This is a genomic window from Rhizobium sp. NLR8a (genome assembly GCF_019685235.1).
Lineage (GTDB): Bacteria > Pseudomonadota > Alphaproteobacteria > Rhizobiales > Rhizobiaceae > Rhizobium.
In genome coordinates this window covers 70,353-85,617 of record NZ_JABDWI010000010.1, presented here as the reverse complement: position 1 = coordinate 85,617, position 15,265 = coordinate 70,353, and the positions used below count along the sequence as shown (strand labels likewise).

The following is a 15,265-nucleotide window of genomic DNA, read 5'->3' as shown; positions in this document are numbered from 1 at the left end:
GGATCGCGGGAGAAAGCCAGTACTTCAGATCGCATAATGCCTTCCTCTCGGCGATCCACCCAGAGTTGGGTCGTGCGGAGGCAATTTTCCGGTCCACTCCCAAGCGACGCTCCGCGCGACCCTCCTCAGCAAGGCTGAGCGCCCTCAGTGGCGCGTCAGAAATCAATCCTGTCTGGTGCGAAGATGATAGCAGTTGCGTCGCTTCTTCTGATTGTCCGTTGAGGAGGGTTCCGGAATGCTGAACTACAACAGCGCAGAAAATTAAGGTCGGAATCGACCCCGCCCCCAAACCTTTTAGCAGGCCCTACTGTTCTCCCGCCAAGATCTCTGTGCTAGGCAGCCCCGAAAGCGCCACTGATGCGCGCGACCAGAGTTACCCTCTCGATATCGAAGGCAGTACGCTTGAAGGTTTACCGACCAGAGATTGACGGCCTAAGGGCCATATCGGTGATAGCGGTTATTCTCTATCACGCCGAGTTCACGGTTGCCGGCCACACGTTGCTTCAGGGTGGATACATCGGCGTCGATGTGTTTTTTGTGATCAGCGGCTTCCTGATTTCCCGGATTTTGCTGACAGAAATCGAAGCGACGGGACGTATCGATTTCCTCAAATTCTATGCCCGGCGTGCCCGAAGAATTCTGCCTGCATTGTTCGCAGTCATTTTCGCGACGATGCCCTTCGCCTATTATTTTTTGTTGCCGTTGGAACTCACTGACTACGCGAACTCCATAGGCTCTTCGCTCCTGTTTGGATCGAACATCTATTTTTATTTTACCGCCGCGCAGTACGGGGAGCCCAATACCCTTCTCAAGCCTTTTCTTCACACCTGGTCGTTGAGCGTCGAAGAGCAATTTTATATTGGGTTTCCGGTCTTGTTGCTGATCGTGCGCCGATACCTGAAATCCAGGTTTTTGCCGTGCGTGTTGGTCGCGGCAGCCCTGAGCTTTGTATTCTGTTTCGTCACGGTACGGCACGATCCGCAACAGGCCTTCTACTCGCCGCTCACCCGGGCCTGGGAACTGCTGGCCGGAACACTGCTCGCCTATTACGAGGTGCGGCGTGGACGGCCTCGCCCCCAGCCGTTGCTCGCGGCGGCCGGGCTTATCCTCGTTGTTGGTTCACTCATCTTGTTTGAAAAGGGTACGGTTCATCCTGGCCGGGTCACTGTGATTCCAGTTCTCGGGACCTGTCTGGTGCTCGCATTCGCCAGCCGCGAGAACGCAATCGGGCGCCTGTTGGCTTCTCGGCCTGCGGCGCTCACCGGATTGGTGTCCTACTCCTTATATTTGTGGCATTATCCGGTCTTCGCCTTCTGGCGGCTGACGAGCTTGGATTTCGGCAACAGCGACAAGTTTCTCGCCATCACGGTGACGGTCCTGGTCTCAGTCGTCAGCTTTGTCGTCGTCGAAAAGCCCCTTCGCCACAGCAGGAGAAGCCGCGCTCTCTGGGTCACCTTAAGCTCATCCGTTGCAACCATCGCGGCTGCTGTCCTTTCAGCAATCATGATGGCCGGTTTTCCTCACAGATTGGATGACGTCTATTCACCTCTCGCGCAGGCGAACGAAGCACGGCTCGAAAGCACGTTTTTAAGCTTGAACGACAACATTCAAGCTGAGAAACCCGTGATCTTCATCATTGGGGACTCGCACGCCAGAAACTGGTCGATTGCGCTGAAAAATTACATCGATACCGACCGGTATCAAGTCGTGGCCCTCAGCTATTTGAACTGCATGGTCGAGATCGAGAACGATAATGTCAAAGCCCCCTCTCGCGCCAGCATTTACGACAAATACTGCATTCCCTTTGAACAATATATCAACGACAAATCATTGCTCAGCCGAACGAAAGCGATCTTCCTCACGAGCCTTCGGCCTTTCGAGTACACCGCCAACGCGTTCAGGTTCGAGCTTATTTCCTGGATGAAAAGCCACTCGGATAACGCGCGCGTTTTCGTTTTCGGAAACTATTTCCAGCTCGACGAATCGCACTCGTGCCTGGGGCTGATGTTTCAGAGAAAATCCGATGCCTCCATATGCCTGCGGGAAGCGAGCTATCCGCCGGCCAACCAGCCTTTGGCGCAATTGCCGTTGTTCCCTTCCGATCTTGCGTTCACCTATGTCGATATCGTCAAGCTTCACTGCGATTACGACAAGGAGAAATGCCTCACCAGCAGCAAGGGTGTTCCGTTCATCACAGACTGGAACCATATGACAGCAGAATTTCTGACAACCTTGATTGGTGACATTCTGGAAAAGAGAACCGCCGATCTACGCAGCGACGGCCTGCTCGATTTCCTGGTACCGCCGCACGCCAGCCAAGCCGAACGAACGGCAAGTTCTCAGCCGAACGCCACCTCTTCCGCTTCTCCATCGAATTAAGCGGTGAGACGCCAAGCTTGCGCAACTGATCGTTAGGAATTTGTTGACCATAAACTGGCTTTACTGAGCCTGATGGATGCGGCGTTCCCGCGCGTCGTCCGAGTGTTTGGTGTGGGACGGGTTTGTTCGTGTTGAAGTATTCACAGGGTTTATCGGGTGAAGCCTTGGGCGGAATTGCCGCGCTCCTGTCGCGTGCCAAACGCTTCGCATCGCAGACCATTCTGCCGGCTCTATTTGCGCTGCCGGCACTTATCGGTTCTGCGTCCCTCGCCTCAGCGGAAGATCGGGCGCTGAAGCTGTTCTTTACCCATACGGGCGAAAGGGCCACGATTACCTACAAGCGGGATGGAAAGTTCGATCCCAAGGGCCTGTCTCAGATCAACCGGTTTCTGCGCGACTGGCGAAGGAACGAGCCGACGCGGATGGATCCGCGGCTGCTGGACCTGGTCTGGGAGGTGTACAAGAAGAGCGGCGGCAAGGATTATATCCACGTCGTCTCCGCCTATCGGTCCCCTGCCACCAACAACATGCTGCGCAATCGCTCGCGCAGCACTGGAGTCGCCAAGAAGAGCCAGCACATGCTGGGCAAGGCGATGGATTTCTACGTTCCCGGCGTGAAGCTTTCAACGCTGCGTGCCATTGCCATGCAGATGCAGGTCGGCGGTGTCGGGTATTATCCGACCTCGGGATCGCCCTTCGTGCATCTCGACGTCGGCAATGTCCGGGCCTGGCCCCGCATGTCCCGGCAGGAACTCGCGCGCATATTCCCGAATGGGAAGACGATGCATCTTCCGGCCGATGGCCGCCCGCTGCCGGGATATAACCAGGCGGTTGCAAACTACAGGAAGCGCGTCAGTGCCACCGCGATCGAGATCGCCAGCACCGCCGGAGAAGACGAAGACGTGGCGGCGTCGAGCACGCCGAGCGGCGACACCAAGGACGGCAAGCTGGTGACGGCGCTGCTGCCGGCGCCGAAGAGCCGGGCCTTGAATGCGCTCGCGCAGCAGACCGGCGCGGTCGAGCGGGATGACAAAGGCTCTGCTTCGGATCTTTCATCTCTCCCGATTCCGATACCGGCGATGCGCCCGTCAGCCGTTGCGCAGGACGCGGGCGCGGACGACAGGCTGGAAACTGCCTCGATCGGCCCGATTGCAGCCCTTCCGGAGAAACGGCCGCCCGCATCGCCGGCTCACGCGCGCTTCCATCCCGTCGTCGGCGCACAGCAGACCTCCAGGCAGGACGCTGACATGATCGCCTCCCTGCCGATGATCGCGTCTTGGGAAGAAGCAGATTTCCTTGGATCGACGTCCGAAGCGGCGCTGATGCAATGGGCGCTGCATTCTCCCGGGGCGGCGTTTGGCTTGAGCGCGCCTCGCCTTTCTCCCCGCACGGTTCATCGCGAAGCGCATGTCGCGGCTTCAGACGAGAATCCCGTTCCGGTCGCCGCCACAGGTCCGTTCGACGCCAGCCGGTTTTCGTCGCTCCCGGAGGGTTGACCACTGGAAAACGATAGAAGGCGTTTCTAGGCTTGCGTCAGAGAATTGCTCAGTTGCTGTAGGGACAATGGCGGAGAGCTGATGGCGACGCGGCAATAACAGAGATGCTCTTCTCTCTCTTCGCGATCAGATCAGAGCGATCAAAAAGTTTCAACGCAAAGTTTGAACTATATCATCAATCGCCCAGTGCTCAAGATCCGTATTGATAGATCATGCGTCGCAGGAACTTCTTCAGTACCGGTGCGTTAGGAGTGCGAATGTGATCGTCGCTCGGTCGACCTCGCATTTGTCCTTTCCAACTCTTTGCAGCCCCGCAAGTCAGCGGGGCTTTATTTTGCAGAAGTACTTTGCTCCGTACGGCACCGTACGGAAACTCTTGCGGCCCGCGGGCGTTTCTTGCTTCGGATCGCGCAGAGGGAGCCTCTCCTGTCTCCGCGCGCACCCCTATGCTCTGTGCGATCCACAATACCTCAAGACACCGACCCACCATTTCATGCCGCCGTACAAATGCCGCCGCCTCAGGCAACATCTCACTGGCTCAGTGAACAACCGCGATCACCCGTATTCCGGCTTCCTCCGCGGCGCGAATGAGTGCGGCGCGCGCTACATGGGGCGAAATATTGCCCTGGATCGCGTCCAGGCAGGTCTTTACAGCCGCTATATATTCCCGGCCGTCATCCGTCGGCCAGGCGGCGATAAGCGCGCCGGCGACCTCGCCGAGCGACCGGACCAGCCTGTGTTTTTCCTGACCGTCCATTACAAGCATCAGAGGCGCGAAGTCTTCGCTTGTGTGCCAGTCCACGATACCGACCGTCTGTATTGCCATTCGTTGCTTTACCCTCACAAGAAGCCTTCCCTATCCCCTGAAACGCGGGGCCTGGATCGGCAGGTTGGCGCTTCGCCAGGAGGTCTCGGCGGTGTTTCGCGACAGACCAAAACCGTCCTGAGATGTCCCTTGAATCGGACGGGAAGCATCTAAGGCAGGTGATGCCGGGGAAAAGCCGGACCTAAGTCGGACTGGAAGGGCGGCACCTGCTGTTCATATAACAGAGTCATGTAACCTGCAGGTCCGTGGAGGGGCGGAACGGGAGGAGGAGATGAAGTTCGGCCCTGACAACAACAACCACGAAGAGCGCTGTCCGCAAGGCCACAGTTCGGCAGCGACCATCGCCACAATCGAAGCAGCCCTTTCCGCTGATCCCGACATCGACAGCAGCGCTATCGAGGTCAGGATGCTCGGTCCCGTCGTGCTGCTGGAAGGCTATATTACAAAGCCCGCCGACCGCGAGAAAGCCATCTCGCTGGCGGCGATGATCGTCGGCCAGGAGAATGTCCACGACCGGATGCTGAGCCGTTTCCCGACGCAGTAGCGAGGAGTCGGCGGCTGGGACCAAGGTCGGCTAAAGCCCCGGCCTGAAGACCTAACTCCGGAACCGTTCCTCCATTAGCCGGTTGGCACTCCAGCGGAACCAACCGCATCAATGGAGCAATAAATGAATATCAAAGCAGTAACAACTGCCGCTGGCATCCTGCTGGCATCGGCGTCTGCCTTTGCGCAGCAGTCGACGGTCACAGGTGCGGTCGGTGGCGCCGCGACGGGTGCCATCGTCGGCGGCCCGGTGGGTGCCGCCGTCGGGGGCATTGTCGGCGGCGTCGCAGGCAGCGTCATCGATCCGCCGCCGTCAAAGGTGGTGACCTATGTCGAGCAGGCTCCCGCCCCGGCTGAGCGCGTCGTGGCGAAGGAGAAGGTTGTCGTCGGGCAACCCCTGCCGGAGACCGTCGTCGTGACGCCAATTCCCGATGATCCGAAATATGCATACGCGATCGTCAACGATCAGCGTGTGATCGTCGAACCTTCCTCGCGGACGGTCATCCAGGTCATCGAATGACCCCTGGGCGGCAAAGCCGCCATTCCAATCAGGGCGCGCATGTCACACATGAGGGTGCAGGCGGCATCGCGCGTTCGAACTTCGGAGATTGATCATGAAAAGCAACCATCTCACCATGCTTCTGGCAGTGCTGTCGCTTAGCGTGTCGCCGCTTGCCACACTGCCGGCCGCGGCCCAGCAGGACGCCACCAAGAGCAGCGGCCAGACCCAGTCCGGTTCTCAAAGCACGGATTCCGGTTCGCAGGCCGGCTCCGGCAAGACCGACTGCACCCCCGATGCTTCCGGAGCCTGCCCGCAGGGCAAGGGCCAGACGACGCAACAGAAATCCGGCCAGGGCTCCGACATGAAAAAGAGCGCTGAACAGCCTTCGAACGACAACGGTTCGACGAGTGGAAGCCCCTCGGGCAAGGCTTCGACGGAAACCAAGCCCGCATCGCCGGACGCCAGCGGCGCCACCACGACCGAACAGAAGCCCGCCGCCAAATCCGGCACCACCACCACGCAGAGCGGCGATACGTCGAAGCAGCCGAGCGATCAGAACGCGACGATGACAAACAAGAGCTCGTCCGAAACCAACGTCAACAACAACACGACGACCAACAACCAGACGAACACCAAAACCAACGTCAACATCTCGGTCGAGCAGCAGACCGAAATTCGAACGGTCGTAAAGGAGGTCCATGTCAAGCCGGTGAAGGAAGTGGACTTCACGGTCTCCGTCGGGGTGAAAATCCCGAAGAAAGTCCGGCTTGAACCACTGCCCCCACGCATCGTCAAGATCGTTCCGCAGTATGTAGGCTATCGCTTCTTCATCCTTGCGGATGGCCGGATCGTTATCGTCGATCCGAATGCTCTGACGGTTGTCTACATCATCGAGGCCTGACAGCTGGTCCCGGCGGCGCCCTCTTCGCCGCCGGGCCGTCCCCCGGCACCCTCCATTGGATACGCACATTGAGTGACTCGCCTTCCTCTTGGCTTAAGCGTTTACTCAGTCGGTCTGGCGGAGGAAGCAGACCATGGCCATGTATCTCACACGCTTCAGCTACACGCCCGAGACCTGGGCGCGCATGATCGAAAAGCCTGAGGATCGCCGCGAGGCGGCACGCAGCTACATCGAATCCGTGGGCGGCAAACTCCATGGGTTCTGGTACGCCTTTGGCGAGCATGACGGATGGAATTTGTGGGAGGCGCCTGACAACGTATCGATGGCGGCCGTCACGCTTGCGATCGGCGCCGGCGGCGCGCTCAGCTCGATCGAGACCACCGTGCTGCTCGAAGTCGAGGATACGATCCTGGCCCTGGAAAGAGCGAAGTCGATCCGATACCGCCCGCCGGCAGCCTAGGTTGCGGTAGCATCAAAGCGCGCCGAGACCTTTCGGATCCGCTCGCGCTTCAGCTCATGGTTTACGCAGGCGGCTGTCGAAGAATCGCAGCCTACTCGCTCTGCCTGAAATTCCGGATGCGATCGAACAGCACCGCCAGCACGATCGCGCCGCCGATAAAGGTCCCCTGCCAGAAGGCGTTGATGCCGAGCAGGCCGAGGCTGTTGCGGATCACTTCGATCAGCGCCGCGCCGACCAGGGCGCCGAAGGCAGTGCCGACGCCGCCGGCGAGATTGGCGCCGCCGATGACGGCGGCGGCGATGACCTGCAGCTCCATGCCGGCGCCGATATTGGTGGTGACGGCGCCGAGCCAGCCGGTCTGGACGATGCCGGCAATGCCGGCAGACAGCGCCGAGATCATGTAGACGGCGACCTTGATGCGGCGCACGGGAACCCCGGTCAGCGTTGCGGCGTGTTCATTGCCGCCAATGGCAAAGATATAGCGGCCGAAGCGCGTCCAGCGCAGCACGAAGCCGGTGAGCAGCGCCAGGATGATCATGTAAAGGACGGGATTGGCAATGCCGAGGAACCAGGCGCCGCCGCCGAGCGCCAGCAGCTTGTCGTGATCGGGACCGAACTGGAAAACCACGGTGTTGTTGGAGGCGACCATGGCGAGGCTGCGCGCCACTGACAGCATGCCGAGCGTCACCACGAAGGGCGGGAAATCGAGATAGGCGATCATCACGCCGTTGAAGGCGCCGACGACAAGCGCCGTGCCGATCGCGGCCGCGATGCCGATTTCGATGCCGTAGCCGGCATGCATGGTGACCGCCAGCACCATGCTGCAGAGGCAGAGCACCGAGCCCACGGAGAGGTCGATGCCGCCGGTGATGATGACGAGCGTCATGCCGAGCGCGATGATGGCGACAAAGGTGACGTTGCGGGTGATGTTGTAGAGGTTCTTCGCCGTCGCGAAGGAATCGGTGGCGAAGGACAGGAAGAGGCAGGCGAGAATGACGGCGATCAGCACCCAGAAGGTCTGGCTGCCGACGAACTCCGAAAGCCGGCTTCGCTCTCTCTGCGCAATCGTCTGGTCAAGGGTAACTGCCATTGCTGACCTTCTTTTCTGCCGTGCCGCGCCGCTCAAACCTGTTCGATGGCGCCTGTTATGAGACCCGTCACTTCCTCCGGCGAACTCGCCGCAATCGGTTTGTCGGCGACTTTCCGGCCGCGGCGCATGACGATGACCCGATCGGCGACGGTGAACACGTCGGGCATGCGATGGCTGATCAGCACGACTGCAATGCCGCGATCGCGCAGCTCGCGGATCAGGTTCAAGACCTCGGCCACCTGGCGAACCGAGATGGCGGCCGTCGGCTCGTCCATCAGCACGATCTTCGCCTCCGACAGCATGGTGCGGGCGATCGCCACCGCCTGCCGCTGACCGCCCGACATCTGTTTGACGAGATCGCGCGGGCGGGTTTCCGATTTCAGCTCCTTGAAGATCTCGCCGGCGCGCCGATACATCGTCTTGTAATCGAGAATGCGGAACGGGCCGACGCCGCGGCTGAGCTCGCGGCCGAGGAAGACGTTGGCGGCGGCCGTCAGATTGTTGCAGAGCGCCAGATCCTGATGGACGATCTCGATGCCGTGCTGGCGCGCCTCGACCGGCCGGTGCATGACGATCTCCTTGCCGTCGAGGCGCATCGTGCCCTCGCTCGGCCGGAAGTTGCCGGCGATCATCTTGACCAACGTGCTCTTTCCGGCGCCGTTATCGCCCATCAGGCCGACGACCTGGCCGGCTTCGAGCGTAAACGACACGTCATTGACAGCCTGGATGGCGCCGAAGTGCTTAGAAATATTGGTGAGTTCGAGAACCGCAACCAGCCGACCACCCTCCCCGGAACCTGCAGGTCTGCCTTCGCCGCCAGTTGCCGGTCAGACGCCTGCGATATCGCTTTTGCCGATCTCCTCCCGGAAGAGCGATTGAGTTCATTAATGCAAAAGCGCCAGGAATCGTCAATCGAATGTCCGCTAAAACGGCCCCTCATCACAAAAATCTATTTAGTACGACAAATACAGATTGACGCGGGAAACGCGCGCATATTAGCTGTTGCTGGGGAGAGAGGTATGCTGATCCTTGTCACCGGGGCTACGGGCAAGGTCGGGCGGCGCTTCATTACTGGGCTGCTTGACGAGCCGCGATTTTCCAAAGCACGCATTCGCGCGCTTTGCCATAATCGCGTGCTTGATGAAACCGACCGCGTCAGTGTCGTGAAGGGTTCGATCGCCGACAGCGACGTCGTCGCAGCGGCGATGGACGGTGTCACCCATGTCGTGCACCTCGCCACCTGCAAGGAGATCCCCGCGGATGTGATGGACATCACCGTCAAGGGGCTGTTCTGGCTGCTCGAGGCGTTCCGCGCCAGCCCCACGGCAAAGCAGTTCATCCTGATCGGCGGCGATGCCGGCATCGGGCATTTCTTCTATCGCCATGACGGACCGGTGACCGAAAAGACGCCGCATAGCGCCTATCCCGGCTGCTACGCGCTCTCCAAGGTGCTGGAAGAGGTGATGCTCGAGCAGTTCGCCATCCAATACGGCATCAACAGCTGCTGCCTGCGCGCTCCCTGGATCATGGAGAAGGACGATTTCAAGTTTACCCTCTCTTTTGGTGACGATGTCTTCGGCGGGCCGGACTGGAAGAGCCTGGTGCCGCCGGCCGATGCGGAACGTTATGCGCGCGCCGGCACGGTGCCGCTGCTGCGCGATGCCGACGGGCGGCCGCTGAAGCGCAATTTCGTCCATGTCGACGATCTTGTCACGGCGATCCTGGCGGCGATCGACAATCCGCGCGCCGTGGGGCAGCTTTTCAACATCGCGATGGACCGGCCGGTCGATTACGGCGAGGTCGCCGCTTATCTCGCCCGCACGCGCGGGCTCGGCTCGGTCGACATCCCGAGCGAATATCACTCGAACTGGATGGATAACAGCAAGGCGAAGTTCCTCTTGGACTGGCGCCCCGTCTACGATCTGGAAAAGCTCATCGATTCAGCCTGGGAATACCGGCGTTCAAGGGAGGAGCCTCGTATCGTCTGGTATCCCGGTTGATAACAGGGCGGGCGAAGGCGTCCGCCATTTCAAAAGGGAGGAAGCTATGAGGAAGGCATTATTGCTGGCTGCTGCTGCAGTCCTGGCGTTCACGGCCGGTGAGGCCATGGCCGCCAAGAAGCAGCTGGTCATCGTCGTCAAGGGCCTCGACAATCCGTTCTTCGAGGCGATCAACCAGGGTTGCCAGAAGTGGAACAAGGAAAACGCCTCGGCCGAATATGAATGCTTCTATACCGGCCCGGCATCGACCTCGGACGAGGCCGGCGAAGCGCAGATCGTCCAGGATATGCTCGGCAAGGCCGATACGGCGGCAATCGCCATCTCGCCCTCCAACGCCAAGCTGATCGCCCAGACGCTGAAGACGGCCAATCCGAGCGTGCCCGTCATGACGCTCGACGCCGATCTGGCGGCCGAAGATTCGGCTCTGCGCAAGACCTATCTCGGCACCGACAACTACCTGATGGGCGCCAAGATCGGCGAGTATATCAAGAAGGCCAAGCCGAAGGGCGGCAAGATCTGCACCATCGAGGGCAATCCCGGCGCCGACAACATCCTGCGCCGCGCCCAGGGCATGCGTGACACGCTGAGCGGCAAGAAGGGGCTCGACGCCCTGAAGGGCGAAGGCGGCTGGACCGAGGTGGCGGGCTGCCCGGTCTTTACCAATGACGACGGCGCCAAGGGCGTGCAGGCGATGACCGACATCCTTGCCGCCAATCCCGACCTCGATGCCTTCGGCATCATGGGCGGTTGGCCGCTGTTCGGCGCACCGCAGCCCTATCGCGACCTGTTCAAGCCGATGGCCGACAAGATCGGCAAGAACGAATTCGTCATCGGCGCCGCCGACACGATCGGCGACGAAGTGGCGATCGCCAAGGAGGGCCTCGTGACCGCGCTCGTCGGCCAGCGGCCCTTCGAAATGGGCTACAAGGCGCCGACCGTGATGATGGATCTCATCGCCGGCAAGAAGGTCGACGATCCGGTCTTCACCGGGCTTGACGAGTGCACCAAGGATACGGTCGACACCTGCATCCAGAAATGACGCCCTAATCGGAGCGCCCATTCCGGTGGGCGCTCCCCTGCATTACCCTTCGATTTCCGAAAAGATCCAGTCGGAAAAAATGCGCATGGCCGGCGTGACCGGCCGCGACTGCAGGCGCGTCAGCCAATAGTTTCCGAGCGAGATGGCGGTGGCGAAAGGCTGAACGATCGCGCCCGAGCAGAGGTGCCTTGAAAACATCGCGGGCGGGGCGAGCGCCACGCCGAGCCCTTGCAGGGCCGCCTCCATCATGCCGACGGAGGAATCGAAGACGATGCCGGCATTGACTTGGGCCGCCGGCGGCACGCCCGCGGCCTGGAACCAGGTGCTCCACTCATCCGTGCGGTAGCTGCGAAGCAGCGTCACTCCGGCAAGGTCTGCCGGCGATTGGAGATCATCGGCCAGTTTCGGGATGCAGAGAGGCGAAAACGGCGCTTCGAACAGGCGCTCAGCCTGCGTGCCGTGCCATGAGCCGCTGCCGAAGCGGATGGCGAAATCGAGCCCTTCCGCCGCCGGATCGACGCGGTTGTTGTTGGTGGAAATGCGCAGATCGATGAAGGGATGCCGGCGCTGGAAATCCGCAAGCCGCGGCAGGAGCCAGCCGACGGCGAAGGTTCCGACGACGCCGAGGAACAGCAGCTCGCGCACCTGCCCTGCCTCGATCCTGCCGAGCGTCGTCGCCATCTGGTCGAAGGAGGCGGTGACCGTCGGCAGCAGCGCTTCGCCTTCCGCGGTGATCTTCAAGCCGCGGGGAAGGCGCTGAAACAGCGCCACCCCCAACCGCTTCTCCAGGCCCTTGACCTGCTGGCTGACGGCCGCCTGGGTGACGCAGAGCTCGATTGCGGCGCGGGTGAAGCTCAGATGTCGCGCGGAGGCTTCGAAGGCGCGGAGACCGTTCAGCGGAAGGAATGGACGAACCATGTAAGCCCAAGATTTTCTTTTATCTCCCGCGAGATATCATCGTTTGTGATCGGAAAACAGCGCCTTTAAACGCGGCCTGAGTGCGCTTCACGCTCTGTTGACCGACCTTTGGAGGATGACCGATATGAATATTATTGGGGTAAGAATTTTATCAGCCGCTTTGATCTCGACATGCACTTGCGCAAGCGGCTTTGCCGCCGATGCCGCGAAAGTGAGGGCGATCGCCGACGCCGCGATCAAGCCGGTCATGGAGAAGAATGCCATCCCGGGCGTTGCCGTCGGCATCACCATCGATGGAGAGCAGCATGTCTTCACCTATGGCGTCGAGTCGAAAGAGACCGGCCGGTCCGTGGCGCCGACGACGCTGTTCGAACTCGGATCGATCAGCAAGACTTTCACTGCGACGCTGGCATCTTACGCTGACGCGAAGGGCGGGTTTTCGCTTGACGGCAAGGTGAGCACATATCTGCCGGCGATGAAGGGCAAGCCGTTCGGCGATGTCGCGCTGATCAATCTCGCCACCCATGCCGCTGGCGGATTTCCGCTGCAGCTGCCTGACGACGTCAACACCGAAAAGCGGCTGCTTTCCTATTTCGCTGCCTGGGAGCCCTCTTACGCGGCGGGGACGCAGAGAAGTTACGCCAATCCAAGCATCGGCATGCTCGGCTACATCACGGCGAAGGCGATGGGCGGCGATTTCACCGCCCTGATGGAGGGCAAACTGTTTGCCGCTCTCGGATTGAAGAACACCTTTATCAAGGTGCCAAAGTCGCGGCTGGTCGATTATGCCCAAGGCTATAAGCGCAGTGGCGAGCCGGCGCGGCTGACCCCTGCCCTGCTCTCCTCCGAAGCCTATGGCGTGAGATCGACCGCCGGCGACATGATCCGCTTCGTCGGCGCCAATATGGGCCTGGTCAAGCTCGACCAAACGCTGCAGCAGGCGATTGCCAGGACCCATACCGGATATTTCAGCGTCGGGGCGATGACCCAGGATCTGATCTGGGAGCAATATGCCTATCCCGCCACCCTGGCGAGCCTGCTCGAGGGCAATTCGGCCGCGATGCTGAAGACAATTCCGGTCTCTGAGTTCAGGCCACCGATGAAACCGCGTGACGACGTCTGGATCAACAAGACAGGCTCGACTAACGGCTTCGGCGCCTATGTCGCCTTCATTCCCAAGGAACGCCTCGGAATCGCCATCCTGGCCAATAAAAATTATCCCAATGAGGATCGGGTGGCCGCCGCCTATCAGATATTGACCGCGCTTGCGGCCGACTGATCGCAAAGGGTGCAGTCTGCGTGACGGACGCGGAGCGGACTGTTTACGCGTCGTCCGCGAAGCACAGCGAGGGCAATGCTCTGAATCAAGTGCTCGTCTCGAGTCGGACCTTAGCCCGATGCGCGACTGCGCCCTTATGATAGAGAACTCTTTGCGACTGACGGACATGCTGTAGTCGAGCCGGCTATAGCATGTCCAACAGTCCGCAACTTCGCCCCGCAGTACACAGGTCGATGCTACCTTAAGTACTGAACATTAATAATTAAGATTAACGCGCGAGTATTTCTTAGAATTTCTCTAGGCAATTGCCAGTTCTTATAGGGAATGCTAATAGACAATTACCTTTTTGAAGTCATCAGGGGCAATGCAAATGAAAACTGTATTGATTTCGGGCGGAGCTGGTTTCATCGGATCTCATCTGTGTGACCGACTTCTGCTCAGGACTGACGTTCAGAAACTCGTCGTTGTCGACAATCTTTGGACCGGACTTTTCGAAAACATAGAGCACATCAAGGACCCGCGTTTCCACTTCGTGAAATCGGACGTCGAAACCCTGCAGACCTCCGATAAATTCGACGAAATCTACCACCTTGCCTCTCCCGCGTCGCCGCCCTGGTATATGAAGGAGCCGAAGCGGACGATTTCCGCCAATCTTCTCGGGGCAATGCGGCTTCTCGATCTTCTGAAGAAGGGCGGTCGCTTCGGCTTTACTTCGTCTTCCGAAGTCTATGGCGATCCGCTGGTCTCGCCGCAGCCGGAATCCTACAAAGGCCAGGTCGACTGTACCGGGCCACGCTCGTCCTACGACGAGAGCAAGCGCTGCACGGAATCGCTGCTGTTCGAAATGCAGCGCACCCAGGGGCTCGACGTCAAGGTCGTCCGCCCCTTCAACATTTATGGCCCCCGCACCCGCGCCGACGATGGGCGCGCGGTCTCCAACTTCATCACCCAGGCGCTCTTGGGCCGGCCGATCACCGTATTCGGCGACGGTCTGCAGTCCCGCAGCTGGGGTTATGTCGACGATATCGTCGACGGTTTCGCCCGATATTTCTGGATAAACCAAACCGACTATAAGGGGCCCCTGAATGTCGGCAACGATCGCGAGATCTCGGTTCTGGAGGTCGCGCAATATGTTTCCCGCCTCGTCGGCGGCGCGCCGATCGTCTTCGAGCCCTCCCCCCCGCAGGATCCCACCAACCGGCGGCCGGACCTCAGCAATGCGAACTACGTCATGCCCGAGTGGTCGTGCAAGATCACTTATGAACAGGGTGTGGCTCTGACGCTCGACTGGTTCAGGGAAAAACTGAAGACGGACCAACAGTCGTCGCAATTGCGAACGGCGCGGCGCTAATCGGGCAGCTTTCGGACGCACGAAGGCTACTCCGATTTTCCGAACTGACGCATCGTGCCTTCCGAAGATCGATCTCGATTCAGGCTCGATGCGCACGGCTCAAGGGTGCGATCGAGAGTGTATGGATGCGAGTACCAATCCCGTCTGATCTCAAGGATATGAATTTTCCGGTACCCCTTTACTATCTAGAGCTTTTCCGGGTTAGATTGAATCATTCTGTTGGCTCAAACGGAGTCGGATGGTCGACCGGCCGGCGCGCGCCGTAGCCCAGCTCTACGGCCAAGCCGGCCGGTCGATCAGCCGGCCCGTTTCAGCCAACCCGAAGGGCCGGGCATGCTTCCGCCAGGATCAAAGGCGATCGGCTCGGACGTACCTGGGTATGCCCGTCGCAAATCGCCTTTGCCCTGACGAAAACCTGCTCCGGCAGAATGCTTCAATCTAACCCGGAAAAGCTCTAGCCTCGGCTGCAGCAGTCCGGCCG

At 60.0% G+C, this 15,265-nt stretch carries 14 protein-coding genes; 10 read left to right on the top strand and 4 right to left on the bottom strand.

Features of this window, described 5'->3' with window-relative positions:
* The first annotated feature begins 402 nt into the window (after positions 1-402).
* Entirely contained in the window at positions 403-2,379 is a 1,977-nt protein-coding gene (locus tag HJC04_RS20005) for an acyltransferase family protein (RefSeq protein WP_221146922.1), read from the top strand.
* A gap of 128 nt (positions 2,380-2,507) precedes the next feature.
* Positions 2,508-3,875, top strand: a complete 1,368-nt coding sequence (locus HJC04_RS20000; protein ID WP_221146921.1) for a DUF882 domain-containing protein — start codon at positions 2,508-2,510, stop codon at positions 3,873-3,875.
* A 538-nt stretch (positions 3,876-4,413) separates the two neighbouring features.
* On the opposite strand, the gene HJC04_RS19995 is transcribed toward HJC04_RS20000, so the two are convergent.
* Positions 4,414-4,701: a DUF982 domain-containing protein gene (locus tag HJC04_RS19995; protein ID WP_259665254.1), complete on the bottom strand. Its 288-nt coding sequence runs from the start codon at positions 4,699-4,701 to the stop codon at positions 4,414-4,416.
* Positions 4,702-4,972: 271 nt separating this feature from the next.
* Between HJC04_RS19995 and HJC04_RS19990 the strand changes: the two genes are divergently transcribed.
* The 4 genes from HJC04_RS19990 (at position 4,973) to HJC04_RS19975 (ending at position 7,107) form a co-directional block, all read left to right on the top strand.
* A complete protein-coding gene (locus tag HJC04_RS19990) occupies positions 4,973-5,245 on the top strand; it encodes a BON domain-containing protein (RefSeq protein WP_210630298.1) in 273 nt (90 codons plus the stop codon).
* A gap of 123 nt (positions 5,246-5,368) precedes the next feature.
* Entirely contained in the window at positions 5,369-5,764 is a 396-nt protein-coding gene (locus tag HJC04_RS19985) for a DUF1236 domain-containing protein (protein WP_210630296.1), read from the top strand.
* A 94-nt stretch (positions 5,765-5,858) separates the two neighbouring features.
* A complete protein-coding gene (locus HJC04_RS19980; protein ID WP_210630294.1) occupies positions 5,859-6,647 on the top strand; it encodes a DUF1236 domain-containing protein in 789 nt (262 codons plus the stop codon).
* A gap of 133 nt (positions 6,648-6,780) precedes the next feature.
* On the top strand, positions 6,781-7,107 hold the full coding sequence (locus HJC04_RS19975) for a GYD domain-containing protein (protein WP_210630292.1): 327 nt from the start codon (positions 6,781-6,783) through the stop codon (positions 7,105-7,107).
* Positions 7,108-7,198: 91 nt separating this feature from the next.
* Here the strand turns inward: HJC04_RS19975 and HJC04_RS19970 are convergent, their stop codons facing one another.
* The gene (locus HJC04_RS19970) at positions 7,199-8,197 is read right to left on the bottom strand and encodes an ABC transporter permease (protein WP_085779084.1); all 999 of its coding nucleotides are present in this window, start codon (positions 8,195-8,197) and stop codon (positions 7,199-7,201) included.
* 32 nt (positions 8,198-8,229) lie between these two features.
* Positions 8,230-8,973 (bottom strand): ATP-binding cassette domain-containing protein, encoded by a 744-nt coding sequence (locus HJC04_RS19965; protein WP_210631578.1) that lies wholly within the window; start codon positions 8,971-8,973, stop codon positions 8,230-8,232.
* Positions 8,974-9,216: 243 nt separating this feature from the next.
* Between HJC04_RS19965 and HJC04_RS19960 the strand changes: the two genes are divergently transcribed.
* The gene (locus tag HJC04_RS19960) at positions 9,217-10,197 is read left to right on the top strand and encodes an NAD(P)-dependent oxidoreductase (protein WP_210630291.1); all 981 of its coding nucleotides are present in this window, start codon (positions 9,217-9,219) and stop codon (positions 10,195-10,197) included.
* Positions 10,198-10,243: 46 nt separating this feature from the next.
* A complete protein-coding gene (locus tag HJC04_RS19955; protein ID WP_221146920.1) occupies positions 10,244-11,236 on the top strand; it encodes a sugar-binding protein in 993 nt (330 codons plus the stop codon).
* A 42-nt stretch (positions 11,237-11,278) separates the two neighbouring features.
* On the opposite strand, the gene HJC04_RS19950 is transcribed toward HJC04_RS19955, so the two are convergent.
* Positions 11,279-12,154 carry a LysR family transcriptional regulator gene (locus tag HJC04_RS19950; protein ID WP_221146919.1) on the bottom strand — a complete coding sequence of 292 codons (876 nt, stop codon included), beginning with the start codon at positions 12,152-12,154 and terminating at the stop codon, positions 11,279-11,281.
* A 124-nt stretch (positions 12,155-12,278) separates the two neighbouring features.
* Between HJC04_RS19950 and ampC the strand changes: the two genes are divergently transcribed.
* Together ampC and HJC04_RS19940 are read left to right on the top strand one after the other, a co-directional pair.
* Positions 12,279-13,433 carry a class C beta-lactamase gene (ampC, locus tag HJC04_RS19945; RefSeq protein ID WP_221146918.1) on the top strand — a complete coding sequence of 385 codons (1,155 nt, stop codon included), beginning with the start codon at positions 12,279-12,281 and terminating at the stop codon, positions 13,431-13,433.
* Between the two features lie 370 nt (positions 13,434-13,803).
* Positions 13,804-14,784: an NAD-dependent epimerase/dehydratase family protein gene (locus HJC04_RS19940; protein ID WP_210630284.1), complete on the top strand. Its 981-nt coding sequence runs from the start codon at positions 13,804-13,806 to the stop codon at positions 14,782-14,784.
* The last annotated feature ends 481 nt before the right edge of the window (positions 14,785-15,265 follow it).

Coding starts and splice junctions, on each gene's coding strand:
- HJC04_RS19995 (WP_259665254.1), bottom strand. CDS start 4,701: ATGGCAATACAGACGGTCGGTATCGTGGACTGGCACACAAGCGAAGAC.
- HJC04_RS19990 (WP_210630298.1), top strand. CDS start 4,973: ATGAAGTTCGGCCCTGACAACAACAACCACGAAGAGCGCTGTCCGCAA.
- HJC04_RS19985 (WP_210630296.1), top strand. CDS start 5,369: ATGAATATCAAAGCAGTAACAACTGCCGCTGGCATCCTGCTGGCATCG.
- HJC04_RS19980 (WP_210630294.1), top strand. CDS start 5,859: ATGAAAAGCAACCATCTCACCATGCTTCTGGCAGTGCTGTCGCTTAGC.
- HJC04_RS19975 (WP_210630292.1), top strand. CDS start 6,781: ATGGCCATGTATCTCACACGCTTCAGCTACACGCCCGAGACCTGGGCG.
- HJC04_RS19970 (WP_085779084.1), bottom strand. CDS start 8,197: ATGGCAGTTACCCTTGACCAGACGATTGCGCAGAGAGAGCGAAGCCGG.
- HJC04_RS19960 (WP_210630291.1), top strand. CDS start 9,217: ATGCTGATCCTTGTCACCGGGGCTACGGGCAAGGTCGGGCGGCGCTTC.
- HJC04_RS19955 (WP_221146920.1), top strand. CDS start 10,244: ATGAGGAAGGCATTATTGCTGGCTGCTGCTGCAGTCCTGGCGTTCACG.
- HJC04_RS19950 (WP_221146919.1), bottom strand. CDS start 12,154: ATGGTTCGTCCATTCCTTCCGCTGAACGGTCTCCGCGCCTTCGAAGCC.
- ampC (WP_221146918.1), top strand. CDS start 12,279: ATGAATATTATTGGGGTAAGAATTTTATCAGCCGCTTTGATCTCGACA.
- HJC04_RS19940 (WP_210630284.1), top strand. CDS start 13,804: ATGAAAACTGTATTGATTTCGGGCGGAGCTGGTTTCATCGGATCTCAT.